The following is a 25,646-nucleotide window of genomic DNA, read 5'->3' on the forward strand; positions in this document are numbered from 1 at the left end:
TCACCTCCCATCTAACTATATTATACTATATTTTACTGAATCTATCCTATTTTCAGCAAAATATAGTTAAGGCGATTCATCTCCCACTTACTCCGCTTCGCTTCGTTGAAGTGGGAGTCTTCTCGCCTAATTAAGATAAAAACCAAAGGAGCGGAAAGAAAGCCGACATGCCTTGCTGAAAAATAGATCGAGCCAAAAAATGCAAACAAATCGAGAGCCCGGCGGCCGTTGACGGCCGCATACGGGCTCTCGTTCGGTACGTGCGGCCGCTCATTTGCGACGAGCGGGCCGACCGTCGTAAGCGGCGCGCGCAAATTGACGGCCAACGCGACGACTGCTCCAGCCGTCCAGAATGGAAAAGAAGAGGGGCGCGTCGCTGCCGCATTCGATTTCATCGTCCATCCCCTCCGCTACTTAAATTTCCGCCAGTCTAGCTCGCTTTCCTCAAGCAGCTCGGCAAACGATTTCTGTTCCTCACGGCGGCGCGCTTCCTCGCGGCGCCGCGCTTCCTCTGCCGCTCGCCTCCGCGCTTCTTCCTCGGCAAGTGCGCGCTTTTTCTCAAGCAGCTTCGCTTCCACCGCGGCGCCAAGCCGGTCGGCGATCGTCAAAGCCTCCGTCCCTTGCTCTTTTTTTCGCCCGATCTTCTTCATCATGTCCGCCCCCCCTTGCATAACAATCGTTCATTTGTCAAACGATACAACTACACGACAAAGAAAAGGAGAGATGATGGATGGCGAAAAACCGCGCCCAAAAAGGGAAACCATCCGCTGATACGGTCAAGCCGGTGATCGCAAAAGAAGAATTGGAAAAAGCAATCCACCCGACCAAGCGGCAAAACAGTCCTCAATAACCGCAACATGGACGATGCAGCTTTTATCAAAAGGGGCGCCCTGCAGCCCAAATCGGCTTTCAGGGCGTCCCCTTTACAACACTTCGGTGATGTGCGGCATATGCTCACCAAGCCAAGCAATGGCCGCCTCCAGCGTCGGAAACTCTTTCGTTTCAAACGTCATTTCGTTTTGCAGCAGCCAGACGTCTTTCGCCTCATGATACGGGCCGGCGACCGACCAATGAAGCAAGCTGTACGGATCGTTTTCATGGGTGAACGACACCCATGTTTTTTGCTTCGCCGTCTTTGCGAGCTGCTCTAACTTACCGTTCATCGCCGGATTTCACCTCAACAAGCGGCATATGACCATTCAACGTTTGCCCTAGGCTTTTGAGCTGAAAAACGGTTGTTCCCGGCTTGACGTCAATCGTCATCGCTTCATCAAAAAAGATAAGGCGCGACCGTTCCACGAGCACCGGCACGAAATTCGTCTCGACGGCCAAATCATCGTCATCGGCCTTGTCGACAAGCCATAGCACCGGCACGCCGTCGACCAAACAGCCGCAGCCGTCCGTGTCAAACGCCAGCTTTAACTGCCGCTCGGATTGCGCTACAATAGAGGCAAGCGCTCGTTTGGCTGCATCCGTAAACGTGATCGATACACTCATGCTTGACTCCTTTTTCCTTATTGATTTTCTTTTTCATTTTACCTGCCAACACGCGAAACTGTCAAAGCAAAGGAGGAACAAGCGATGGCAAACGTGCAAATCAAAGTGAATGACAACGGTTCGCTGCGCGTCACCGGCGATGTGGAACTGCTCGATGGAGAAGGAAAGCCGTTTGTGACCAAACAAACGTTTTCGCTCTGCCGTTGTGGGCTGTCGAACAATAAACCGTTTTGCGACGGTTCACATAAAGGCCGATTCCAATCGGTCGTCCGCGCCCCTTTGCCGGAAACGGATAAACAATAAGGCGGTGAGAAGCCGATGGACGAACGATGGCTGCAAAAACAAGTGCGCAACTGCCTGCGGCATTATGGCTATGATGATGACATGATGCCGCTTGGCGAAGACGACTGGCACGAGCTTTGCGACCGCATTGCCGCCGCCAAAGAGAGGCAGCCAAACGCGGACATGTATGAACTTGTCCATGACGCCGTCTACCGGTTCATCACCAGCGCTTGACCCGGCTCGTGTCAAACGAACACGGGGTTGGCCCCAAAGGCCATCTTTCTTCAAGAAGAGGAAAGGCGTTTCGCGCGTCTAGACGATGATCAGAAAGGGTGCCCCTTATATTTGGGACACCCTCGCTTACTTTTGGAAAAACGCCCCTTTCGCCACCTTTTCCACCAAACTCGGCGCAAGGCGATACAGCCGGCTGCCGAGATCCATCCAACGCGGCATGTTCACTTCGCGCGTCGGCGTCATCATCACGTCGACCACACGCTTCGCCACCGCCTCCGGGCGCAGCATCCAACGCGACACGTTGCGCACATACTCTCCCGATTCATCAGCGGTTGAAAAAAAGTTCGTCTCCACCGGCCCCGGATTGACGGCCGTGACAAAAATGCCAAAGCGCCCCGCCTCGAGGCGAAGGCTGTCAGTAAAGCCGATGACGGCATGTTTCGTCGCGGAATAGACGCTCGACTTCGGCGTCGCGATTTTGCCGGCTTGCGACGCAATGTTGATAATATGACCGCTTCCTCTCTCTTTCATATGCGAATACACCGCCTTCGTACAGGCGATGAGGCCGAAGACGTTGACGGCAAACATCCTCTCCATTTCATCCAAGTCGATGTCCTCGACATAGCGAAAGACGCCAAACCCGGCGTTGTTGACCAACACATCGATCGCGCCAAGATCCGCAATGAGCTGGGAAACAACCGCCTCGATCATGCCGCGGTCGCTGACATCAAGCAATGCATACGGGGCGCGAATACCGGTTTGCGCTTCGATCCGCGCGCTCGCTTCTTTCAGCCTTTCTTCACTGCGCGCCAAGAGAACCGGCACCGCCCCTTGGCGCGCCGCTTCATAGGCGATTTGCTCGCCAATTCCTCCCGACGCTCCGGTAATGACGACATGGCGCCCCTTCAGCCGCACACCGACACCCCCGCCGCTTCGTAGACGTATCGGCCGGCTTCCTGCTTTTTCGTCACATACCCGTTCGCCTCGAGATAATCAAGCTGGCCGATCGTCTCTGACATCGTCAGCATGAGCTGGCGTTCGTAAGCGGTCGGGAACAGCTTTTGACAAACGTCAAACACCGTATGCGGGCGTTCTTTCACCATTTCGAGCACCCGCTCGGCGCGCTGGCGCTGCTTACCCAGCCGCTCTCGAACGAGCGCCGGAATATCGGTCGCATCGTCGCCATGGCCGTTTAGCGAGCGAACGATATCGTATTGCAGCATTTTTTGCAGCGACTCGTTGTACTGCAACAACGGTTTCGGCCGTCCCGTCTCCCCTTCCGCCGGCGGCTCCATCATTGGATTCGGGGAGATATGAACAAGCAAATGATCGCCGCCGATCAGCAATCCGTCCGCCTCGCGGTAGAGGGCGATATGGCTTTGCGCATGCCCCGGCGTTTCGATGAACTGCCACCCGGGCATCCCCGGCACCGCGTCCCCTTCCGTCACCATGATGTCAAGCCCGCGCCGGCTTGCGTAGCGAAGCGATCCGCCTTCTTTGGACAGCTGACTGAACAAACGGCGGTCGACGCCGCATTCCGTAAAAAATTCCTGAAAAAATTGGACGTACCGCTCCATAAACGAACGTTCGCGGCGCAAAAACGGATCCGCTTTCGGATGGCCGATGATCGGCGCATGCGGAACATAATCAAGCAAGCCGACATGATCCGGATGATGGTGAGTAATGACGATTTGTTCAATATCCTCTGGCGCATAACCGACCTCGCCAAGCTGCTTCACAAACAGCTGCCATGCTTCCTCTGTTTTCACTCCGGCATCGACCAGCGTCAACCGATCGCCGGCGATCACGTACATATGCACATCGCCGACCGGAAACGGCGTCGGCACTGTGATCCGATACACTCGTTCCTCGTTCATTGCATTCCCTTCTTTCCTCAAGTTCATGAACCATCCCGTTCGAACCGTTTCATCAGTCAAAATGAATAGTTATTCATTATATTTTATTTTACAGTTTACATCGATTTCATCCATTTGTCATGCCTTTTTCTTCCGCACGACGAAATTGCAAAAAAATTCGCTCTCCTATCTTGACAACAGCGCCTGTCCCGCGGCATAATGACTAATAACATCACGGATACGGCAAACCGGCGATGAACAGGGCCAGTAAACCGCAAACGGCACCAGAGAGCGAAGCCCGCGGCTGGAAGGCTTTGCGGCCCTCTTTGCGGTTGAACCTACCCTAGGAGCTGTTAGGCCAACCTAAACGCCTCCCCGGCGTTATCGGGGCAGAGTCGGGCCTGTTTGGCGCTTGGGCCAAATCGGGCCAAAAAAGGTGGTACCGCGGAAACGAAGGTTTTCCGTCCTTTTGCAGGACGGGAAACCTTTCTCTTTTGGATGGATACACCAAGGCAAGGAGGAGTGGAATGATGAACAACGAACGATCGATCGCGCTCATCGGCGCCGGCTCGATGGCGGAATCGCTCATCGCCGGCATGACGAAAGCGTTTTGCCATCCGGCGCACATTGTCGTCGCCAACCGACAAAACCGCGCTCGGCTTGAGGAGCTGGCGCGCCAATACGGTGTTTGCACGGCAGGTTGCGCGCAAGAAGCCGTCAAACAAGCGGATATCGTCATTTTGGCGATGAAGCCGAAAGACGTCGTCGAAGCGATGAACGCCATCGCACCGACCCTCCGCGCCCATCAGCTCATTCTTTCACTGCTCGCGGGCATCACGACCGAGACGATCGAACGGCTCGCTGGACGCAACATCCCTGTCGTGCGCGCCATGCCAAACACATCCGCCGCCGTCGGCTTATCAGCGACCGCCATCGCCGGCGGCCGCTTCGCCGCGAAAGAACATCTTGAGGTCGCCAAACAGCTGTTTGAAACGGTCGGCATCGTCGCTGTTGTGCCGGAGCGCGACTTGCATGCGGTCACCGGCCTGTCCGGGAGCGGTCCGGCGTATGTGTATTACTTGGTCGAAGCGATGGAAAAAGCGGCGGCCGACATCGGCCTTAAGCGAGATGTCGCCAAACGGCTCATTTTGCAAACGATCATCGGCGCAGCCGAGATGCTAAAAGCGTCCGACAAGCACCCATCCGTCCTGCGCCGTGAAGTCACGAGCCCAGGCGGCACGACCGAAGCCGGCATTGGCGTGCTTGAGCAATACCGGTTCCAAGAAGCGGTCATCGCCTGCATCCGCCGGGCGACGGCCCGCTCCGAAGAGCTCGGCAGCGCTCTTCTCTCTGCCATCGCCGAAGCGTAAAGAGCGGACCTCCGGAGCGCGCCGCTCCTTTTCCCGCCTAGCCCGAACACGGCGACAATCCGTTTTATTTTGTTTTTGATAAGCAGCGTGCTATCATCAGTCATGAACCACTCATCGGCCTAGAAAGGAGCTGCTTGTCATGAACACGGTATTGTTTTCGCCGTATACAATCCGCGGGCTGACGCTGAAAAACCGAATTGTCATGTCGCCGATGTGCATGTATTCGTGCGACACGAAAGACGGCGCCGTACGCACGTGGCATAAAATCCACTACCCGGCTCGCGCTGTCGGCCAAGTCGGCTTGATTATCGTTGAAGCGACCGGCGTGACGCCGCAAGGTCGCATTTCTGAACGCGACTTAGGCATTTGGAGCGATGACCATATCGCCGGGCTTCGCGAACTCGTTGGGCTTGTGAAAGAGCATGGGGCGGCCATCGGCATCCAGCTTGCCCATGCGGGGAGAAAATCGCAAGTGCCGGGAGAGATCATCGCTCCGTCAGCCGTCCCGTTTGATGATTCGTCGCCGACGCCAAAAGAAATGACGAAAGCCGACATTGAAGAAACGGTGCAAGCGTTCCAAAACGGCGCACGGCGCGCGAAGGAAGCCGGCTTTGACGTCATTGAAATCCATGCCGCCCACGGCTACCTCATTAACGAATTTTTATCGCCGCTCTCCAACCGGCGCCAAGACGAGTACGGCGGCTCTCCGGAAAACCGTTACCGTTTCTTAGGCGAGGTGATCGACGCTGTCCGCGAGGTGTGGGACGGACCGCTTTTTGTCCGCATCTCGGCGTCCGACTACCATCCGGACGGGCTGACGGCCAAAGACTATGTCCCATACGCCAAGCGGATGAAAGAACAAGGAGCCGACCTCGTCGATGTCAGCTCCGGCGCTATTGTTCCGGCGCGCATGAACGTCTATCCCGGCTACCAAGTGCCATTTGCCGAACTGATCCGCCGTGAAGCAGACATCCCGACCGGCGCTGTCGGCCTCATTACGTCCGGCTGGCAAGCGGAAGAAATTTTGCAAAACGGCCGCGCCGATCTCGTCTTTTTGGGGCGCGAGCTGCTGCGCAACCCGTATTGGCCATACGCCGCGGCGAGAGAGCTGGGCGCAAAAATCTCGGCGCCCGTCCAATATGAGCGCGGCTGGCGGTTTTAACCGCGCGGGATCGAAAACGAGGCGAAATCAACGGCGAGCTCGGTGTTCGGAAACACGCTGCGCGCCTCGGCGACGAGCTGCAGCGCCGCCTCACCTTGGTAGCGAGAGCTGATATGGGTCAAAATAAGCCGCTTCGCCCCGGCCCGCCTCGCCACCTCGGCTGCGTCTGTGGTCGTGGAATGGAAATAGTCATGGGCCAGCCGCTGTTCCGCCGCGGCAAACGTCGCCTCGTGGACGACGACATCGGCATCGCGGGCGAGTTCAATCGCCGCTTCGCAAAAACGGGTGTCGCCCAACACGGCGACGATTCTCCCCTTTTGCGGCGGCCCGACAAATTCGCGCCCGTCGATGACCGTGCCGTCATCCAGCACGACCGTTTTTCCTTGCTTAATTTCTTGATAAATCGGGCCGGGGCGGACGCCGAGTGCTTGCAATCGCTCGACCAAGAGCGGGCCGGGCAAATCTTTTTCAACGACGCGGAAACCGTATGACGGCATGCCGTGATCGAGCCGTTTGGCGATGACGGAAAACCGTTCATCGTCAAAAATGACGCCCTCATCGATCTCCGCAATGTTCAGTTCATAGCGGAGCTTTGTCCCGCTGACGGCAAGGGCCGTTTCGACAAACGCGCGAATGCCTTTTGGGCCGAAGACCGTAAGCGGCGTCTCGCCGCTTTGAAACGAACGGCTGCCTAGCAGTCCAGGCAATCCAAACAAATGGTCGCCATGCAAGTGCGTAATAAAAATATGCTCGATGCGGCGCGGGCGAATGGCGGTATGCAAAATTTGATGCTGCGTCGCTTCGCCGCAGTCAAACAGCCATGTCGCCCCGCGTTCACCAAGCAGCTGCAGGGCGACGGACGATACGTTGCGCTCTTTGGCCGGCACGCCGGCACCCGTGCCTAAAAACAACAGTTCCAACGCGCTTCACTCCTTTTTCTCGCTCAATATGGCCTGTTGTTAGCGTACCAATGTCAAAACGGCTTTTCAACTTTCTTTTGCGCTCAAAAACGCCGGGTTGGCGCCCGGCTCTTTCATGAACATAAACGCTTTCCCGCCGGAAAGCAACAAAGTGTTTGCGTTCCGACCGGCAAACCTCTACAATGGTTTCATTGAAGAGACAAATTTGGTTAAAGCGAGGTACATACGGTGGACAACATGAATCCGAAATCGATCATCGTCATTTTCGGAGCGACGGGAGATTTGGCGAAACGGAAACTGTTTCCGTCCCTTTACCGCCTGTATGAAAAAGGGCATTTGAACGAGCAATTCGCTGTCGTCGGCGTCGCGCGCCGCCCGTTGTCGGCCGACGAGTTCCGGAACTATGTGCGCGACTCGGTCGAAACGGCGTTTCACCAAAAGCTCGCCGACGGCCGATTCACCTCCCATTTCTATTACCATCCGTTCGACGTGACGGAAGCCGAGTCGTATCAGCGCATAAAGTCGCTCCTCGAACAGCTCGACGGCACATACAAGACCGAAGGCAACCGCATCTTTTATTTGGCGATGGCGCCGGAATTTTTCGGCACCGTTACTTCCCGCTTGCAGTCGGAAGGATTGACGGAAACGCACGGCTTTAAGCGGCTCGTCATCGAAAAGCCGTTCGGGCATGACTTGGCGAGCGCCGAGAAGCTGAATGACGAGATTCGCCGCGTCTTTTCCGAGCGGGAAATCTACCGGATCGACCATTACCTCGGCAAAGAAATGGTGCAAAACATCGAGGTCATCCGCTTTTCAAACGCCATTTTCGAGCCGCTTTGGAACAACCGGTTCATCGCCAACATTCAAATCACATTGAGCGAAACGCTCGGCGTCGAAGACCGCGGCCGCTACTACGACCATTCCGGGGCGTTGCGCGACATGGTGCAAAACCATATGCTGCAAATGGTCGCTCTGTTGGCGATGGAACCGCCGATCAAATTAACGACCGATGACATCCGCCATGAAAAAGTGAAAGTGTTGCGCGCCTTGCGCCCGATTGCGCACGATGAAGTCGACCGCTATTTCGTGCGCGGCCAATACGGGCGCGGGGTGATCCACGGCAAACACGTGCCGGCGTATCGCGAGGAGCCGAACGTCGATCCGGACTCGAACACGGAAACGTTCGTCGCTGGAAAACTCCTGATCGACAACTTCCGTTGGGCTGGCGTGCCGTTTTACATTCGCACCGGCAAACGGATGGCGGAAAAATCGACGAAAATCGTCGTCCAATTTAAAGATGTACCGATGAACTTGTATTACCGGACGAATGAGACGATCGCCCCGAACTTGCTCGTCATCCACATCCAGCCGGACGAAGGAATCACCCTTCATTTAAACGGCAAAAAAACCGGGGAATCGACGACCATAACAGCTCCATTTCAACTCGACTATTGCAACAACTGCATCGATGGGATCAACACGCCGGAAGCGTACGAAAAGCTGCTGTACGACTGCATGCGCGGCGACGCGACAAACTTCACCCATTGGGATGAGGTAGCAGCGTCATGGCAGTTTGTCGACCCAATTTCTGAGGTGTGGGCGAACACAAAAGCTTCCGACTTTCCGAACTATGCGGCTGGCTCCATGGGCCCGGCGGCCGCGGGCGAGCTGCTCAAAAAAGACGGCTTCCACTGGTGGCCGATCGAGCATCCGCGGCCATAACCGCGAATCGTTTGCGCCCGCCGCCCTTTTGGACAAGCGAGCGTTATCTCTCATGCAAAGGAGCGAATGAACGATGAAGGTGTATGACGTCACGGCCCCGATTTACGAGGGCATGCCCGTATATAAAAACAAACCGGAAAAACAACCGAAGCGCACCACCGTCACCAACGGCTATGTGACCGAATCGCGCATTGACATGGACGTGCACACCGGCACGCACATTGACGCCCCTCTTCATATGGTCGAAGGCGGAGCGACGTTTGAAACGATTCCATTGGACGACCTCGTCGGCCCGTGCAAGCTGTTCGATTTAACCGATGTCAACGACCGGATCACGAAAGACGACATCGCGCATCTTGACATTCAAGAAGGGGACTTCGTTCTGTTTAAAACGAAAAACTCCTTTGATGATGCATTTAACTTTGAGTTTATTTTCGTCGCCGAAGACGCGGCTCGTTATTTGGCCGACAAACAAATCCGCGGCGTCGGCATCGACGCCCTTGGCATTGAGCGAGCGCAAGAAGGCCATCCGACCCATAAAACGCTCTTTTCGGCCGGCGTCATCATCATCGAAGGGCTGCGGCTGAAAGACGTCCCCGAAGGCCGCTATTTCATGGTCGCCGCCCCGCTCAAACTCGTCGGCACCGACGCCGCCCCGGCGCGCGTCTTGCTGTTTGACCGCGAGCCGTAAAAACAGCCGGCCCCTTGATGGGACCGGCTGTTTGATCATGTCAAATTGAATATTCGCCATGGCCGCCCTAAAGACTGGTAAAATGGCGGGGGCTTCCCCGCCTCTGTTTACATCTCTTCCCCGTTCGTGCGAATGACGCGCTGGAACCAATAAAAACTTTTTTTCTTATAGCGCTTCAAATCGCGCAAGTTCTCGTCGTCGCGGTTGACGAAAATGACGCCGTAGCGCTTGCGCATCTCCCCTTGCGAGCTTAATAGATCCGTCGCCCCCCACATCAAATAGCCGATCACCTCGACGCCTTCTTCCATGGCCATCTTCATTTGTTCGATATGACGGCGCAAATAGTCGATCCGCTCATCATCTTCGACCGTACCGTTCTCATTCAGCTCCTCTTCCAATCCGATCCCGTTTTCGGTGATGAAAATCGGCATCTGATAGCGGGCGTACACGTCTTTTAAGGCAATCCGCAACCCGATCGGATCGATCGCCCAGCCCCATTTCGTCTTTGGCAAGTGCGGGTTCGGTTCAAGCCCTTTGATGATCCGCTCATCCTGTTCCTGATGGCGGACGATTTGGCTTTGATAGTAGCTGAACGACAAAAAGTCGACCGTCTGCGAACGGAGCAACTCCTCATCCCCCGCTTCGAGCGGCAGGCAGATTCCTTTTTTCTCAAGCCGGTTGGTCACATAACGCGGATAGGCGCCGCGGGCGAACACATCAAAGAAGAAATCAATGAACAGCTCTTTCGCCTGCACGTTCGCCAAAGCGTCTTCCGGCCGGCATGTCGCCGGATACGTCGTCAAATACGTCACCATCCCGCCGATCTTCGCCTCGGGAGCGATTTCGCGCAGCGCCTTCACGGCTTTCGCGTGGGCGATGAACACGTTATGACAGACGCGGTAGGCAAACGCTTCCGGGTCTTCGTCTTCCGGGCAGATCGCCCCCCATAAATACGGCTGTTCGAGCACTAAATTTTGTTCGTTGAACGTCAGCCAATAGTTCACTTTCCCGCGGTAACGCGCAAATACGGTGCGCGCGTACCGCTCAAACAAGTCGACGACTTTCCTTGATGCGAAGCCGTTGTATTTTCTCGCCAAAGCCAGCGGCAAATCAAAATGGTACAGCGTAATGACCGGCTCGATGCCGTTCGCCCTCAATTCATCAAACACAGCGTCATAAAACGCCAAGCCCGCTTCATTCGGCTCCCCTTCCCCGTCCGGAAAAATGCGCGTCCAAGCGATGCTCGTCCGGTAGGCGATAAAGCCGAGCTCCTTGAACAACGCAATGTCTTCTTTGTAGCGATGGTAAAAATCGACCGCCACTTTCCAGTCGGAATGCCCTTTTGGAATCGGGCGCGCATCCACGATCGACAGCCCTTTGCCGCCTTCGTTCCACGCCCCTTCCGTCTGGAACGACGTCACCGCCCCACCCCATAAAAAGCCGTCGGGGATGATCGATTTTCGTTGTGATGGCACGGCAAATCCCTCCTATGTGCGAACGGACAATGATTCGCTGATTCGAAAACATAGCACGTTGACTTTCAGGCGTTATTTTCATTATGACATAGTTGCTTTTTTCAGAACAAGCCAGGAAAAGGGGCAAGATCGGTCAAAACATGGCAGGTGATAAAATAGGGATGCTCCCCTTTTAGGACATCCCTTTACCTGCATGACAAAATGAGTAGTGCTCCTATAACTATTTGAAATTGTGTTTTACACTTCTCAGCCACGTATTGTAGAGAATTGTCGCAAAGGCAGAAACGAGAAATGCGAAAGTAAATTCCTTATTGCAACTTAATTTAAAGCCAAGAAAACACCGTTCTTTTTTCTACTTTGCTTTATTTAAGAAAGGCTTGCGATGTTGACGTTTTTGGTGTATATAATCTCTAACTTCATCGGAAAGAGTAGCATTCATATGGAGTTCCCTTGCAATGACATTCAACATCTTAGCAACGTCTTCGATACGAAAAAGATCGAGATCAGGAAGCAATTGAGAAACTGTCCGCTTGGCACTTTCTCTGTTAAAAAACGGATCTATACATCCTGCTTTCTGAGCAACTTGTAATGATAATTGTGCCGTTTGTTTTCGATAACTAGTTCCCCCATTTTGCTGAAAACGTAACTCTTGACGTAGCTCTTCGAGAAATTCCGGAAAAGACACTACGGGTCCCTCTCCTGTCCTGTTATTCATGATAGTTGCCCCCTTTCCTTCACAACTTAATTTTTACCTAATATTTTATCACATTCTCTCTATAATATGCCTTTTTCCTTCAAAATGTTATCTAGTTCATACAAATTCAAATCTCGATTTGAGGGATTCAGCAAATATTCTCTATATTCCGCTACCATTTCCAGCAACTTTTCTGTATCACATTTTTCTAATATCGGTGTCTCTTTTAAATCAATTAAATCTTTTTCACGAGTGGAAAAAATTTTGCAACAGGCAAGCAATTCGATAGTTGGAACATAGACACGAATAGCCGAAAAATCCAAATCCAACTCAAAAAGTGATTCCTTATTCCGCAAATCTTCCGATGGGGGAACTTCCATAATTCCTCCAACCACATCGACATTTATTTTTTCTAACTGCCTTAATAAGGCTTGCATATTGTTGGTGCTGATAAGATTAACATCGATATCCCTTGTAGGACGAAACTGTTCTCCCATTTGCTCCATAAGTAATAAAAGCGCCGCTCCCCCTAAAACAACGATTTCAGCGACAATTCCTTGTTTGCAACAGAGATAGTCCAATGTATAGAATTTATCTAAAATGGCGTCCCTGGTCCCCATTTCCTCAGATGAGTAGCCCATCGCTAAATTCCACCTCTATTTTCCATTCATTCTTTGAATCCATAATAACTCATTGTTTTATATACTTTCAATTTTGATTTCCGCATCATCGCTTCCATCTCATCGTCCCCCTTCTCCCTAAACAACCAAAAAACAGGTATAATGGAAAACGGAACAATACGCCGTATCCAGCGGAAAAGGGTAGGGGGACACGACGTTGAACATTTTGCTCATTGAAGATGATGTGACGTTGTTTCAAGAAATCAAAGCACGTTTGGAACAATGGTCGTACGACGTTTGCGGCATCCGCGATTTCGGTCGTGTGATGGAAGAGTTTTCTGCTTGCAAGCCGCACTTGGTGATCATCGACATCCAGCTGCCGAAATTTGACGGGTTCCACTGGTGCCGCCAGATTCGTGCTCATTCGAACGTCCCGATTTTGTTTTTATCATCGCGCGACCACCCGACTGATATGGTCATGTCGATGCAGCTTGGAGCTGATGATTACATCCAAAAGCCGTTTCATTTCGATGTGCTGATCGCCAAAATCCAAGCGCTGCTCCGCCGCGTGTACAACTACAATGCCGGACCCGTTCAGCTGCAAACATGGTGCGGGGCAACGGTCGACTATGAAAAAAGCACAGTCTCAAATGAACACGGAACAGTGGAGCTGACGAAAAACGAGCTGTTGATTTTGAAACATTTATTGGCCAAGAAAAACCAGATCGTTGCTCGGACGGAGCTGATCAAACGGCTATGGGAAGACGAACGGTTTGTCAGCGACAACACGCTGACCGTCAACGTCAACCGCCTGCGGAAAAAACTCGACGAACTCGGTTTGGGCCGCTTCATTGAAACGAAAATTGGGCAAGGCTATATGGCTACGGAAGAAGGGAGCCACTGATGATCAAAGACTATTTGTGGGAACGAAAAAGCTGGATGGCCCTCTTTCTCTTTCTGGAGCTGTTCATCCTGTTTGTCGCTTATCTGGATCCGACGATTCCGCTCTCCTCCATCCTTTACATCGTCTTTTTAACGACTATCATCTTTGTTGTCTTTGTCATCATCCGTTGGAAAAAAGAAACGGCATTTTATCAACGTTTGCAAGAGTGGGAGCGCGGCCTCGATCCCGTCTCTGCCCTGCGGGCGGCAAGCCCACTGGAGAAGATCGTCGAACGCGTCCTCGCCAGCCAAACGGACCAATGGAAACAGGAGCTGAAAGAACACCTCGCCACGTTGGAACAAGAGAAAGATGAACTGTTGTCATGGATTCACGAAATGAAAACGCCGCTGACGGCCATGCGGCTCATCATCGAACGGGTCGGGGACGAAAACACGAAAGCGCAACTCTTGTACGAGTGGCTGCGCATTCATCTGCTTCTTGATCAGCAACTTCATCAACGACGGCTTCCACACATGGAAAACGACTTATATATCGAACAAGTCGAGCTTGAGCCGCTTCTCATCAATGAGATTAAACCGCTGCAATCGTGGTGTATGCAAAAAGGCATCGGCTTTGACCTTCAATTGGACGTCCGCTCCGTCCTAAGCGATGCCAAATGGCTTTCTTTTATCATCCGGCAAATCATCACGAATGCGGTGAAATACAGCGAGTCATCTGACATTGTCGTGAAAAGCTTTATGAAAAACGGCCATGCCCGCTTGCAAATTCAAGATTTCGGCTTGGGCATTGATCCAAAGGACTTGCCGCGCATTTTCGAGAAAGGATTCACCTCCACCACCGAACACCAAAATGAAGCGGCGACGGGGATGGGGCTGTATTTGGCGAAAAAAGCCGCCAAACCGCTTCTTCTTGACTTTCATGTCGAATCCACGCCCGGACGCGGAACGACATTTACGATCCTATTTCCACAAGAAAATGACATCATCCGCACGCACCGCATGTGACGATTTTGTCACACGCGGTTTCGTTTTGTTCGGCCAAACGCAGGAAAAAACCAACCCCATTGCTTATGATAGAAACGAAGGAGGGAAAACGAGATGGTCATATTGGAAGCAACCAACATCTACAAAACGTACGGAACGAAAAAGAACCTACAAGAAGTGCTCAAAGGCATCGATCTGCGTGTGGAGAAGGGGGAATTTCTCGCGATCATGGGGCCTTCTGGATCAGGGAAAACGACGCTCCTCAACGTTCTTTCCTCAATCGACCGGGTGAGCGAGGGCGCTATTTTCATCGAAGGAAACAACGTCGTCGCCATGAAAGACCGAGAGCTGGCAGAATTTCGCAAACGCCATGTCGGATTCATCTTTCAAGAGTATCATTTGCTTGACACGCTGACGGTGAAGGAGAACGTCCTTTTGCCTTTATCGATTACGAAAACGCCCAAGCGAGAAGCGGAAAAGAAATTTGCAGAATTGGCGGCTGAACTTGGCATCACTGACATCCAAAACCACTATCCGAGCGAAATTTCTGGTGGGCAAAAACAGCGCGCTGCGGCGGCGCGGGCGTTCATCCATGAACCGAGCATCATTTTTGCCGATGAGCCGACGGGCGCACTCGATTCAAAATCGGCTTCCGATTTATTGCACAAGCTGCAACAACTTAATAAAAAACGGAAGACGACAATCATCATGGTCACCCACGATCCGGTCGCCGCCAGTTTCTCAGGCCGTGTCGTTTTTATCAAAGACGGACAATTGTATACGCAACTGTATAAAGGAACGGAAACGCGGCAGCAATTTTTCCAAGCCATTATGCAAACGCAAGGCGTGCTGGGCGGTGTTCGGCCATGAGCATGAAGCAACTCCTGTTCCGCAACTTGAAACAAAACATCCAACATTATTATTTGTACGTGTTTGCCTTGATGTTTGCTTCCGCCTTGTATTTCGCGTTCGTGACATTGCAGTACGATCCATCGCTTGATGCCATCAAAGGGGGAGTGAAAGGCGCGGCGGCCGTCCGCACAGGCGCGGTGCTTCTTATCGTGATTGTCGCCGTCTTTCTTTTGTACGCCAACGCCCTGTTTATCAAGCGTCGGAGCCATGAGATCGCTCTTTTGCGGTTGATCGGCATGACGAAACGAAACATCTTTTTTATGCTGGCGGCCGAAAACGTCATTCTTTATTACGGCACACTGATCATCGGCATATTGGTGGGATTTGCCGCTTCCAAGCTGTTGATGATGATTTTGTTTAAAATCATCGATATTCCGCTAGCGGCATCTCTCTCCTTTTCTGGACGAGCATTGGTGCAAACGTTGATTGTGTTCAGCGTGATTGATGTTCTCATGATGGGGATGAACCGCTTGTTTCTCAAAAAACAGACGATTTTATCCTTGTTCCGCACTACATCCACAACCGAAGCAAAACACGTATCCGTATGGAACATGGTCGTAGGGATGGTGGGGATCATCCTCATCGGCAGCGGCTATGGTATATCGACGAAATTGTTTAGCAGCGACTGGAAGAGCGTTCAAGGATTATTCATGGCCATGGCGTTCATTTTAGGCGCTGTCATCATCGGCACCTATTTATTTTTCAAAGGAACGATCAGCTTTCTGTTCCACCTATGGCGAAAACAAAAAGGTGGCTATTTGTCGATCAACGACGTGCTATCGGTATCGTCGCTCATGTTTCGCATGAAATCGAACGCGTTGCTGCTTACGATCATCACGACCGTGTCGGCCATCGCGATCGGGTTGATCTCACTAAGCTATATTTCCTATTATTCAGCCGAGCAATCAGCCAAAAACAACGTCGCCGCCGATTTCGCGTTTACGGACAAAAAGGATGCCGCCCGTTTTACGGCGGCGCTGCGATCTCATGATATTCGCTATCGGGAAACGATGATCGATGTCATCGAAGCACCGACTGATATTTCGATGATTTTAGACATCGCTGATCAAAGCCGGCTCCAGTTTCAGCCGTCCGCCGCGCCGCTATCGGTGATCAGCGACACAAGTACAGGCCGCATCGATGTCAAGCCTAATGAAGCACTGCTGACGGGATATCAGGACATGCTCCGTCAATTCTTGCCGTTTAAAGAAACGGGAACGATTCGCTTAGAAGTAAACGGCTGCATGGTCCCACTTCATTACCTTGGAATGAAAAAAAACTATTACGTCAACTACCATTTCACGTACGGCATGCCGACTGTCATCGTCGACCAAACAATGTTTGATCATTTGCAAAAAGAAACCGATCCACAAAAGAAAAAGGTGCATATCGGAATTCATCTGACTGACGAAACAAATATTGAACGGGCTGATCAGTTGTTTCAACGCATGGAGTTTTCCTCCATCGCCGATTCGCGCCTGATGATGAGCCGCCACCAAAAGCAAACGTTCGGATTGATCATGTTTGTCGTCACCTTTTTAGGACTCGCCTTTTTGGTCACATCCGGCTGCATTCTTTACTTCAAGCAAATGGGCGCCGGCGAAGAAGAGCGGCCGAATTACACCATTTTGCGCAAACTGGGATTCACCGAAAAAGACTTGCTCGGGGGCATTCGGCGGAAACAGCTGTTCTACTTTGGCATTCCGTTGTTGCTGGGATTGTCCCATAGCTATTTCGCTGTCCGTTCCGGCTGGTTCTTTTTCGGCACCGAACTGTGGACGCCGATGTTGACGGTGATGGCGATTTACACGGTCTGCTATTCGCTGTTTGGCGTGTTGTCCGTTCGTTATTACAAAAAGCTAATTCGCGAGGCGCTTTAAAACGATGCAGCGAGTGAGGGAAGAACCAAAACCGTTCCAACGTTCGCCCACTCGATCAGTGGTCATCCCATTCTGAAGATGCAGTTCCAGTTGACGGAACGAATTTTAGCTTTATCGAACACGAAAAGCCCTTAGAGTGGTGAATGACTCTAAGGGCTTTTTTCTTATTTCAACCATTCCGTATGGAAAATGCCTTCCTTGTCAACGCGTTCGTACGTGTGGGCGCCGAAGTAGTCGCGCTGCGCTTGGATTAAGTTGGCTGGGAGCACCGCGGTGCGGTAGCTGTCGTAATAGGCGAGGGCGCTTGCGAATCCTGGCACCGGAATGCCGCGCATCGCCGCGGTGGCGACGATTTCGCGGAGCGCGTCTTGGTAGCGTTCGACAATGTCTTTGAAATACGAATCCAAGAGCAAGTTCGAAAGCGCTGGATCACGGTCATACGCCTCTTTAATTTTTTGCAAAAATTGCGCGCGGATGATGCAGCCGCCGCGGAAGATCATGGCGATATCACCGTAGCGCAAGTTCCAGTTGTATTCCTCAGAAGCCGCCTTCATTTGCGCAAACCCTTGGGCGTACGAGCAAATTTTGCTCATATAAAGCGCGCGGCGCACGGCTTCGATGAAGTGGGCGCGGTCGCCTTCAAACGGCTTCACCGCTGGGCCTGCCAGCACTTTGCTTGCTTTCACGCGCTCGTCTTTCATCGCCGAGAGGAAACGGGCGAACACCGATTCCGTGATGATCGGCAGCGGCACGCCCAAATCGAGGGCGTTTTGGCTCGTCCATTTGCCCGTCCCTTTTTGCCCAGCTTTGTCCAAAATGACATCAACAAGCGGCTTGCCTGTTTCTTCATCGATTTTCGTGAAAATGTCGGCCGTAATTTCAATCAAGTAGCTGTTCAATTCGCCTTTGTTCCAGTCGGCAAACACTTCGTGCAGCTCTGCAGCATCCATGCCGAGCACATGTTTGAGCAGGAAGTACGCTTCAGCGATCAGCTGCATGTCGCCGTATTCGATGCCGCTGTGCACCATTTTGACATAATGCCCCGCGCCGTCCGGACCGATGTACGTCGTGCACGGCTCGCCGTCGACTTTGGCGGCGATGGCTTCAAAAATCGGGCGCACGAGCTCATGCGCTTCTTTTTGGCCCCCTGGCATAATCGACGGGCCTTTCAGCGCCCCTTCCTCGCCGCCCGAGACGCCCGTGCCAATAAAGTGGATGCCAAGTTCAGCGAGTTCTTTATTGCGGCGCTGCGTATCTTTAAAATACGTATTGCCGCCGTCAATTACAATATCGCCTTTTTCCAAATGCGGCTTCAGCTGTTCGATCGTCGCGTCCGTCGGCGCTCCGGCTTTGACCATCAGCAAAATTTTCCGCGGTTTTTCCAAGGCGTTGACGAATTCTTCGATGCTGTATGTACCGACAATGTTTTTTCCTTTCGCTTCTTGCAAAAACTCGTCCGTTTTTTCGCGCGAACGGTTGTAGACCGCCACTGAATAGCCTTTGCTTTCGATGTTGAGCGCCAAGTTTTTCCCCATGACCGCCAGTCCGATGACGCCGATTTGCTGTTTCGCCATTGTCCAACGTCCCTTTCCGTTTTTGTTTGTTCATCAAACAACATACCATACGTTTGCGCTTGCCTGCAAGTTTTTCTAAACCGATTTAGGAACGAGTCTGCACGACGGATTTGTTTGCCATTTTCATATTGAAAATGAAAGGGGCGCAACGCCCCTCATGCTTAGTAGCCTCCATAGTGCGGGAAGCCGTATGGTCCAAACAGGTAATGACCATAAGGCACGCCATACGGGAAGTGATGATAGCCGTCATACCCTCCATGCCAATGATGATGGTGATAACCGTATGGAGGATAGCCGTAGCCGCCAAAGTACGGCGGATAAAAGCCGCCCATATACGGACCGAACGGTCGAACCATGGAATGCGCCTCCTCTTCATGAGTTGAAGTTCATTTCCATGATTAGGATATGCGCGGAAGAAAAAACGGTATAGGCAAACACCTATACCGTCTCTCCTGCCCGGGCAGCGGCTTGGGCAGCGGCCACCTGCTCGCGAATCGCGTCCGCTTCTTCCAAATGGGCAAACAAGACGCGCGGATCCAGCACCGTGAGCAGCCGCTCCGGCAGCGTCGCGATCCCGACGACATACGGCGTGCGCTCCGCGGATACGAGCTGCAGCGGTTTGATGGCTTCCGGTTCAATATCGACAATTTCCTTTGCTTCGTCAACGATAAACGCCACCGACAACCCGTCGACCGCGGCGACGACAAGACGCGTCTGCTCGGTTTCCTCGATCGCTTTCCCATATAGAAGCTTTCGCATATCGAGCACCGGCACAAGCTCGCCGCGGATGCGCACGACGCCGGCCATATAGTCCGGCATATGCGGAACGGCGGTCGGCGCTGTCATTTTTTCAATCGAGACGACATACGCGATCGAAACGGCGTACTGTTCCCGCTCAACGCGAAAGATGACGTATTTGTCCATTCCCCAGCCCTCTCTTCTTCAACATCTTGCCTTTGCTTTTTTTATCGGCAGCTTTCATCCTACTTTTCAGCGCGAATGTTCTCCGCTCGAGAAAAAGAGCATCCAGCCTCGGGATGCTCACTCGGCATTGGCGACTTCTTCGACAATGGCGATGACCATTTCCGTCAGTTTGACCAACTCTTCAATCGGCATCCGCTCGTTCGTCGTATGGATCTCTTCATAGCCGACAGCGAGGTTGACCGTCGGAATGCCGAAGCCGGCGATGATATTGGCATCGCTGCCGCCGCCGCTTTTCTCCAGCTTGCACGGCCGGCCGATTTTCGCCGCCGCCCGCTTGGCGATCTCGACGACGTGGTCGCCGTCGCTGAACTTGAAGCCTGGGTACATCACTTCGACCTCGACATCGGCGCGGCCGCCCATTTCTGCGGCGACTGTTTCAAACGCTTCTTTCATTTTCGCCACTTGCGCTTCCATTTTTTCCGGAACGAGGGAACGGGCTTCCGCTAAAATATCGACGCGGTCGCAGACGATGTTCGTTTGCGTGCCGCCTTCAAAGCGGCCGATGTTGGCCGTTGTTTCCTCGTCGATGCGGCCGAGCGGCATTTTCGCGATCGCTTTCGCCGCAATCGTAATGGCTGACACCCCTTTTTCCGGCGCCACACCGGCATGAGCGGTTTTGCCATGCACAACGACTTTCAGCTTCGCCTGCGTCGGGGCGGCGACGACGATGTTGCCGACTTTGCCGTCGCTGTCCAAGGCATAGCCGTATTTCGCTTGGATGAGCGACGGATCAAGCGCCTTCGCCCCGACAAGCCCCGACTCTTCTCCGACGGTGATGATAAACTGGATCACGCCGTGCGGGATGTTTTGCTCTTTCAACACCCGAATCGCTTCTAACATCGCCGCCAAGCCCGCTTTATCATCCGCGCCTAAAATCGTCGTCCCGTCGGTGACGACATAGCCGTCTTGAATCGATGGCTTCACGCCTTTGCCCGGCACGACCGTATCCATATGCGACGTGAAATAAATCGGATCCACCCCGTCTTTCGTCGCCGCGAGCGTGCAAATCAAGTTGCCTGCCCCATGCCCCGTTTTCGCGGCCGCATCGTCTTCGATCACATCGAGGCCAAGCGCTTCAAACTTTTGTTTGAGCACTTTCGCAATGTCCCTTTCATGCTTCGTTTCCGAATCGATTTGCACGAGTTCAAAAAATTCGTCGACAAGACGCTGTTCATTGACCATCGCTTTTTTCCTCCTGCTCATGTATTCCACCTTAAGTATACCGAAATGTTCCGCCAAGAGCCAAACCAGACGCCGGAACGATCGGCACACACAGCGCTGACAGCCACGTTCGCAATGCGCCAGCGCGAGCTCCCGGGTTCGACAGACGAAAAAATCCGTAAGCAATGGGAGACATAGCAGCGGAATGAGCCTGATGGATGCGAATCCGTATGCGAAAATAGAGGCCAAGCAACAAAACGGGGCCCCTTGACCCCGTTTTTACAGCGGAATATTGCCATGCTTTTTCTTCGGCCGCTCCTCGTGCTTGTTTCGAAGCATCTCGAGCGCCTGAATGAGCTTGATTCTCGTATCGCGCGGGTCGATGACGTCATCGATCATGCCGTATTTGGCGGCGACATACGGATTGGCGAATTTCTCGCGGTATTCGGCAATTTTTTGCGCCCGCGTTTCTTCCGGATTCGGACTTTTTTCAATTTCGCTCGCGAAAATGATGTTCACCGCCCTTTGCGGCCCCATGACGGCCACTTCGGCGTTCGGCCACGCATAGACGACATCGGCGCCGATCGATTTGCTGTTTAAGGCGACGTACGCGCCGCCGTACGCTTTCCGCAAAATGACCGTAATTTTCGGCACCGTTGCTTCCGAGTAGGCGTACAAAATTTTCGCCCCATGGCGGATGATGCCGCCGTGCTCCTGCTTGACGCCCGGGAAAAAGCCGGTGACGTCCTCAAACGTAACGATCGGGATGTTGAACGAATCGCAAAAACGGATAAAACGCGCCGCCTTGTCGGACGAATCAATGTCAAGCCCGCCGGCCATAAACTTCGGCTGGTTGCACACAAGCCCCACCACTTCGCCTTTGATGCGGGTAAAGCCGATCACGATGTTTTTGGCGAAATCTTTTTGCACTTCCAGAAACGATCCGTCATCGACGACGTGGGCGATGACGTGGCGCACATCGTACGGGCGGACGGCGTCAATCGGCACGACATCAGCCAAATCGGGGCGGTAATCGTCCCCGTCCGGAATCGGGCCAAACGGCGGCTTTTCGTTATTGTTTGACGGCAAATAGCCTAAGAGCCGCCGCACCTCGGCGAGCGCTTCCTCTTCATTCGCCGCCGCAAAATGAGCGTTGCCGCTGATCGTGTTGTGCACGCGGGCGCCGCCTAAATCTTCGGCGCTGATTTTCTCCCCGGTCACCGCTTCAATCACTTTCGGGCCAGTGATGAACATTTGGCTCGTTTTTTCGACCATGAACACAAAATCGGTGATAGCCGGCGAATAGACGGCTCCACCGGCGTACGGCCCCATGATGACAGAAATTTGCGGAATGACCCCGGAGTAAATGGCGTTGCGGTAAAAAACGTGCCCGTACCCGTCCAGCGACAAGACCCCTTCTTGAATGCGGGCGCCGCCCGAATCGTTCAAGCCGATGACCGGCGCCGCGTTTCGGCGCATCTTGAATCATGCGGATGCCGTGCTCCTTCAGCTCACGGATGCGCTCGGTGATGTCTTCCACCCCAAGCGCCACATGCTGAATCCCTTCGCCGCGCTTCTCGATAACTTTCGCCACCGCGCTCTCTGCCGACAGCGGCTCAAGCGGCTCCAGTTTCGCCTCTCCCGCCTGCAAAAACGCCACTTTCACCTGCTCCGACTCGACTTCCTCGATGCCGAGAAACGGCAGGCCGAGCACATCTGCATAAAACGGAAGCGCTTTCTAAATCGAGCGGACGGCGATGCCGATATGGTCGACTTTTTTCACGTGCATCGTCTGCAACCCCTTTGCCGCAAAATGATGAGGCCAACGTTTTATTATTCGCCGTTTCGACAAAAAATCCTGCTTTTTTTGTTTTTCTTTGTCTGCGCAACGGTCAAGCCATGGAGCGGTTCGTTTCATCTCTCATCCTGCTTTTTTCCTTGTCCGCTCCGCTGTTTGCCGTTACAATAAACGTAGAACAGCGGACGGAAGGAGGACGGACCGTTGTCGCGCAAAACGCAAAAATTCGTGGTTTACTTGATGCTCATTTGCATGCTGCTGACGACGCTCCTTGCCGGCATCAGCCTATGGTTTTAACCCGGCAAAAAACGCAAGCTCCGAAACAGGAAGCTTGCGTTTCTCATTGGATGGCGCCGTATCGCTTGGCAATGTCGTAAAACGACTCGTTGCTGCGGAGAATGAGCACGCGTGTGCCGATCGGCACTCGCTCGTACAAATGCTCGACATCGCGGTTGTGCATACGCACACAGCCTTGCGAAGCGTAGCCCCCGATCGATGCAGGGTTGTTTGTTCCATGGACGCCATAGATGCGCCCATCCGTCCCGCGCGCATCAAAACCGATCCACCTTGTGCCGAGCGGATTGTTCGGCGCTCCGCCCGGGATGTTCTTTTTCCGATAATACGGGTGTTTCGCCTTTACCGTCACGGTAAACATTCCTTCCGGCGTCAACGCCGCATTCACCCCGGTCGCCACCGGATAGACGGCTTCGATGCGGCCGTCGCGGACGAGCGCGAGCTTATTGATCGCTTTGTTCACAATGACAAGCGGCTTCGCCTCCGCCGCTGTCTGAAAAGGAGCCCCCAATACTTCGGCAATCACGAGACAAATGGCCAACCATACCCGCATATCCGTCCATCCTTTGCTTGAGCGTTTGGCTATAGTGTGCGCCAAAACGGATGGACATATGCCCTGCATCATGCCTTCAGCCGCTGCGGTTTTCGTTCATTTCCGAGATGGAATTCGCTGTTGATGATTAAATATCGCTCCAATTCGCGCACCAAATGAAACAACGCCGCCTGCTCTTCAAACTGTTCGCTCGTCGTTGACAGCGGCATCGCCTTAAACTGTTCGCGCATCTCGGCAAGGCGCCGCAAAAACCGATCGGCCGTATTTCCCGGGTGAATGGCATCGCTTAATTCGTCGATAAAATCGGCGACCATCATCCGCTGCTCGACCGTGTAGACAAGCGATGTCACAAGCGGAAGCATATGCTCGATGATTTCCAACTGCCGCTCGCGCATGCGGAAGTAGCGGACATATTCATCCTCATTCCGCCATAATTGATTGTCGGCGTGGCGCATGGCGAGCTTTTTCGCTTTGTCGAGCGTCTCCGCCGCAAGCGGCAGCTCCTTCCCATCCCAATCAAGCTCATTTGTGCGCAAGTAGCGGACGATTTCTTTTAAAATAATGCGAAACAAATCTTCGACAATGCACTGGTACTCTTTGAGTTGCTTCTCGGCGCTCGGCATATACATGTTCATCAGCAGCGCTACCCCAATGCCAACCGCTACCAGCAAGATCTCATTGGCGACCAATCCCCACGTGATGTCCCCGGCCGCATACAAATGCAAAATAATGACCGAGCTTGTCGCAATGCCTTCATTGATTTTCAAGCGAACCGTCACCGGAATGAACAACAAAAGCAACAGCCCAATCGTCCACGGATGATAGCCGAAGACGGTAAAAAACAACGCCGCAAACCCGATCGCGACAACGCACGCCGCAAAACGAGCCCGGGCGGTCTCAAGCGACCGCTTTTTCGTCACTTGGACGCATAAGATGACGATAATGCCGGCAGAAGCGAAGTTATGAAGACCGATGAGCTGAGCGATGGCAATCGCCAGCGCCACCCCCACCGCCGTTTTCAATGTCCGATAGCCGATTTTCATCGCGAGTCTCCTTTGCCAATGGTTGCCGACTTCATTGTACCGATGACGGCCCTTTCGGTGCAAGGAAAAACGGACAATCCTGGCCTCCGCTCCGAAGCCGATCTGTCCCAACAGGCGCAAAAGGACAAAAAAGGCGGCTGTCCGCTCATGCAGGGCAGGCCGCCTAGGCTCACGACGGAGATTTCTCATAAATCGTCTTCCCGTCGCGCTCGATTTCGCGCCGGATCGCTTCGTTCAGCGCGTCGAAAAAGAGCACATCACATGAGTAAATGCCGACAATCTCGTCAAGATCCTCTTTGATTTTCCACTTCTGTTTTCCGGTCTAGTCAATGCACAAGTCAATGTCCGAGTTGTAGCGGGCCATGCCGCGCGCCCGCGAGCCGAACAAAACGACTTTTTGTATATCTTCTTCGCCCGCGAAATACGCCATCAGCCGTTCAAACACGGTCGGGCTCATTTCATACATCACGGTCGATCACTTCTTCTTTGATGTTTTGCAGTAGCGTTTCGATTTCGTGGACATATTCATTCATCTGAAATCAAACATGCCTACTTCAGAAAACAGTGAACAGACTAAATCACTTCTAACGATATTTCATGTAGCATATCGAGATCTTGCGTCTGGCAAGATGGGAGGAGCTCACCGTAGACACTTATATTTACTTTCCGCTGTGGAAAAGCCTCAACATGAATTGATTCAATTCTCGCCATATAACGCCCGTTATTTTGAATAAGGTTAAACATAAACTCGCTATAGAAAGCAGGAATATACACGTTCATAATAAAATACATACTTATCCCCATCGTGTAATAAGTTTCCAATATGATATCGCTGCCGAGTACATTCATTTTGCCAAATTAACCAAAGCACAAAAGGGCGCATCGCTTATTTCACCTCCATATACCAATTTACGAGCCATTCTTTTCGATACAGTAATAATTTTAATACCGATTCTTTGTAAATTTTACTCATGACATTTTCTGAAACACCATCTAAAACAGTTGTGACTTGTTGCTCATTTATTTGACTGATACGA

At 52.8% G+C, this 25,646-nt stretch carries 27 protein-coding genes and 3 pseudogenes; 11 read left to right on the forward strand and 19 right to left on the reverse strand.

What is annotated here, in order from left to right; all coding sequences use genetic code 11:
* Positions 1-41: 41 nt before the first annotated feature.
* The 4 genes from IKE44_RS02175 to IKE44_RS02190 form a co-directional block, all read right to left on the reverse strand.
* Positions 42-395 carry a hypothetical protein gene (locus IKE44_RS02175; RefSeq protein ID WP_049626759.1) on the reverse strand — a complete coding sequence of 118 codons (354 nt, stop codon included), beginning with the start codon at positions 393-395 and terminating at the stop codon, positions 42-44.
* 15 nt (positions 396-410) lie between these two features.
* The gene (locus tag IKE44_RS02180; RefSeq protein WP_033009052.1) at positions 411-653 is read right to left on the reverse strand and encodes a YqkE family protein; all 243 of its coding nucleotides are present in this window, start codon (positions 651-653) and stop codon (positions 411-413) included.
* A gap of 270 nt (positions 654-923) precedes the next feature.
* Positions 924-1,163, reverse strand: a complete 240-nt coding sequence (locus IKE44_RS02185; RefSeq protein WP_033009050.1) for a YqkC family protein — start codon at positions 1,161-1,163, stop codon at positions 924-926.
* The gene (locus IKE44_RS02190) at positions 1,153-1,497 is read right to left on the reverse strand and encodes an iron-sulfur cluster biosynthesis family protein (RefSeq protein ID WP_033016481.1); all 345 of its coding nucleotides are present in this window, start codon (positions 1,495-1,497) and stop codon (positions 1,153-1,155) included. Before IKE44_RS02190 ends, IKE44_RS02185 begins: the two co-directional genes overlap by 11 nt.
* A gap of 84 nt (positions 1,498-1,581) precedes the next feature.
* Here IKE44_RS02190 and IKE44_RS02195 point away from each other — a divergent pair, with 84 nt between their 5' ends.
* Positions 1,582-1,800, forward strand: coding sequence for a CDGSH iron-sulfur domain-containing protein (locus IKE44_RS02195; protein ID WP_047818654.1), 219 nt, complete (start codon positions 1,582-1,584; stop codon positions 1,798-1,800).
* Positions 1,801-1,815: 15 nt separating this feature from the next.
* Positions 1,816-2,013 (forward strand): YqzH family protein, encoded by a 198-nt coding sequence (locus tag IKE44_RS02200; RefSeq protein ID WP_287464883.1) that lies wholly within the window; start codon positions 1,816-1,818, stop codon positions 2,011-2,013.
* Positions 2,014-2,139: 126 nt separating this feature from the next.
* Here IKE44_RS02200 and IKE44_RS02205 read toward each other — a convergent pair whose 3' ends face one another.
* Both IKE44_RS02205 and IKE44_RS02210 read right to left on the reverse strand, forming a co-directional pair.
* On the reverse strand, positions 2,140-2,928 hold the full coding sequence (locus tag IKE44_RS02205) for an SDR family NAD(P)-dependent oxidoreductase (protein WP_049626761.1): 789 nt from the start codon (positions 2,926-2,928) through the stop codon (positions 2,140-2,142).
* Positions 2,919-3,890, reverse strand: coding sequence for an MBL fold metallo-hydrolase (locus tag IKE44_RS02210; RefSeq protein WP_287464887.1), 972 nt, complete (start codon positions 3,888-3,890; stop codon positions 2,919-2,921). The genes IKE44_RS02205 and IKE44_RS02210 overlap by 10 nt, the downstream gene beginning before the upstream one ends.
* A gap of 509 nt (positions 3,891-4,399) precedes the next feature.
* Between IKE44_RS02210 and proI the strand changes: the two genes are divergently transcribed.
* Positions 4,400-5,239, forward strand: coding sequence for a pyrroline-5-carboxylate reductase ProI (gene proI, locus IKE44_RS02215; RefSeq protein WP_287464888.1), 840 nt, complete (start codon positions 4,400-4,402; stop codon positions 5,237-5,239).
* Between the two features lie 139 nt (positions 5,240-5,378).
* Positions 5,379-6,401 carry an NADPH dehydrogenase NamA gene (gene namA / locus IKE44_RS02220; protein ID WP_287464890.1) on the forward strand — a complete coding sequence of 341 codons (1,023 nt, stop codon included), beginning with the start codon at positions 5,379-5,381 and terminating at the stop codon, positions 6,399-6,401.
* Here namA and rnz read toward each other — a convergent pair.
* Positions 6,398-7,321, reverse strand: a complete 924-nt coding sequence (gene rnz / locus IKE44_RS02225; RefSeq protein ID WP_033016476.1) for a ribonuclease Z — start codon at positions 7,319-7,321, stop codon at positions 6,398-6,400. The two genes, namA and rnz, sit on opposite strands and share 4 nt — an antisense overlap.
* 237 nt (positions 7,322-7,558) lie before the next feature.
* Here rnz and zwf point away from each other — a divergent pair, with 237 nt between their 5' ends.
* Both zwf and IKE44_RS02235 read left to right on the forward strand, forming a co-directional pair.
* Positions 7,559-9,043 carry a glucose-6-phosphate dehydrogenase gene (zwf, locus tag IKE44_RS02230; RefSeq protein ID WP_483299804.1) on the forward strand — a complete coding sequence of 495 codons (1,485 nt, stop codon included), beginning with the start codon at positions 7,559-7,561 and terminating at the stop codon, positions 9,041-9,043.
* Positions 9,044-9,116: 73 nt separating this feature from the next.
* Positions 9,117-9,734, forward strand: a complete 618-nt coding sequence (locus tag IKE44_RS02235; protein WP_033016473.1) for a cyclase family protein — start codon at positions 9,117-9,119, stop codon at positions 9,732-9,734.
* A gap of 107 nt (positions 9,735-9,841) precedes the next feature.
* Here IKE44_RS02235 and IKE44_RS02240 read toward each other — a convergent pair whose 3' ends face one another.
* The 3 genes from IKE44_RS02240 to IKE44_RS02250 all read right to left on the reverse strand — a co-directional run bounded on the left by IKE44_RS02240 (position 9,842) and on the right by IKE44_RS02250 (position 12,544).
* On the reverse strand, positions 9,842-11,209 hold the full coding sequence (locus tag IKE44_RS02240) for a glycoside hydrolase family 1 protein (RefSeq protein WP_287464894.1): 1,368 nt from the start codon (positions 11,207-11,209) through the stop codon (positions 9,842-9,844).
* 352 nt (positions 11,210-11,561) lie between these two features.
* Positions 11,562-11,924: a hypothetical protein gene (locus IKE44_RS02245; protein WP_049624859.1), complete on the reverse strand. Its 363-nt coding sequence runs from the start codon at positions 11,922-11,924 to the stop codon at positions 11,562-11,564.
* A gap of 59 nt (positions 11,925-11,983) precedes the next feature.
* Entirely contained in the window at positions 11,984-12,544 is a 561-nt protein-coding gene (locus tag IKE44_RS02250; protein WP_044745324.1) for a DUF6036 family nucleotidyltransferase, read from the reverse strand.
* Positions 12,545-12,740: 196 nt separating this feature from the next.
* Here IKE44_RS02250 and IKE44_RS02255 point away from each other — a divergent pair, with 196 nt between their 5' ends.
* From IKE44_RS02255 to IKE44_RS02270, 4 genes are all read left to right on the forward strand, one after another.
* On the forward strand, positions 12,741-13,427 hold the full coding sequence (locus IKE44_RS02255; protein ID WP_015375336.1) for a response regulator transcription factor: 687 nt from the start codon (positions 12,741-12,743) through the stop codon (positions 13,425-13,427).
* A complete protein-coding gene (locus IKE44_RS02260; protein WP_049624858.1) occupies positions 13,427-14,431 on the forward strand; it encodes a sensor histidine kinase in 1,005 nt (334 codons plus the stop codon). Before IKE44_RS02255 ends, IKE44_RS02260 begins: the two co-directional genes overlap by 1 nt.
* A gap of 93 nt (positions 14,432-14,524) precedes the next feature.
* On the forward strand, positions 14,525-15,280 hold the full coding sequence (locus tag IKE44_RS02265) for an ABC transporter ATP-binding protein (protein ID WP_015375338.1): 756 nt from the start codon (positions 14,525-14,527) through the stop codon (positions 15,278-15,280).
* Positions 15,277-17,202 carry an ABC transporter permease gene (locus IKE44_RS02270; RefSeq protein WP_287464898.1) on the forward strand — a complete coding sequence of 642 codons (1,926 nt, stop codon included), beginning with the start codon at positions 15,277-15,279 and terminating at the stop codon, positions 17,200-17,202. Before IKE44_RS02265 ends, IKE44_RS02270 begins: the two co-directional genes overlap by 4 nt.
* Before the next feature lie 164 nt (positions 17,203-17,366).
* On the opposite strand, the gene gndA is transcribed toward IKE44_RS02270, so the two are convergent.
* From gndA to IKE44_RS02300, 6 genes and pseudogenes are all read right to left on the reverse strand, one after another.
* Positions 17,367-18,776 (reverse strand): NADP-dependent phosphogluconate dehydrogenase, encoded by a 1,410-nt coding sequence (gndA, locus tag IKE44_RS02275; RefSeq protein ID WP_287464900.1) that lies wholly within the window; start codon positions 18,774-18,776, stop codon positions 17,367-17,369.
* 161 nt (positions 18,777-18,937) lie between these two features.
* The gene (locus tag IKE44_RS02280) at positions 18,938-19,132 is read right to left on the reverse strand and encodes a hypothetical protein (RefSeq protein ID WP_080986169.1); all 195 of its coding nucleotides are present in this window, start codon (positions 19,130-19,132) and stop codon (positions 18,938-18,940) included.
* Positions 19,133-19,214: 82 nt separating this feature from the next.
* On the reverse strand, positions 19,215-19,700 hold the full coding sequence (locus IKE44_RS02285; protein ID WP_049624856.1) for a chemotaxis protein CheW: 486 nt from the start codon (positions 19,698-19,700) through the stop codon (positions 19,215-19,217).
* A gap of 117 nt (positions 19,701-19,817) precedes the next feature.
* A complete protein-coding gene (locus IKE44_RS02290; RefSeq protein WP_049626387.1) occupies positions 19,818-20,942 on the reverse strand; it encodes a tripeptidase T in 1,125 nt (374 codons plus the stop codon).
* Between the two features lie 258 nt (positions 20,943-21,200).
* Positions 21,201-22,394, reverse strand: a pseudogene (locus IKE44_RS02295) (acyl-CoA carboxylase subunit beta); the annotation flags it as partial.
* Positions 22,378-22,710: pseudogene (locus tag IKE44_RS02300) on the reverse strand (VOC family protein); the annotation flags it as partial. The pseudogenes IKE44_RS02300 and IKE44_RS02295, both read right to left, overlap by 17 nt.
* Positions 22,711-22,923: 213 nt before the next feature.
* On the opposite strand from IKE44_RS02300, the gene prli42 reads away from it, so the two are divergent.
* A complete protein-coding gene (gene prli42, locus IKE44_RS02305; protein ID WP_152908485.1) occupies positions 22,924-23,016 on the forward strand; it encodes a stressosome-associated protein Prli42 in 93 nt (30 codons plus the stop codon).
* Positions 23,017-23,059: 43 nt separating this feature from the next.
* Here prli42 and IKE44_RS02310 read toward each other — a convergent pair whose 3' ends face one another.
* From IKE44_RS02310 to IKE44_RS02320, 3 genes and pseudogenes are all read right to left on the reverse strand, one after another.
* Positions 23,060-23,566, reverse strand: coding sequence for a L,D-transpeptidase (locus tag IKE44_RS02310; protein WP_287464901.1), 507 nt, complete (start codon positions 23,564-23,566; stop codon positions 23,060-23,062).
* Positions 23,567-23,634: 68 nt separating this feature from the next.
* Complete coding sequence (locus IKE44_RS02315) at positions 23,635-24,609, reverse strand: aromatic acid exporter family protein (protein ID WP_287464902.1); 975 nt, start codon at positions 24,607-24,609, stop codon at positions 23,635-23,637.
* Between the two features lie 169 nt (positions 24,610-24,778).
* A pseudogene (locus IKE44_RS02320) lies at positions 24,779-25,075 on the reverse strand (nucleotidyltransferase family protein).
* Between the last annotated feature and the right edge of the window lie 571 nt (positions 25,076-25,646).

The sequence above is a fragment of the Geobacillus sp. genome, from assembly GCF_017515625.1.
Taxonomy (GTDB): Bacteria; Bacillota; Bacilli; order Bacillales; family Anoxybacillaceae; genus Geobacillus; species Geobacillus stearothermophilus.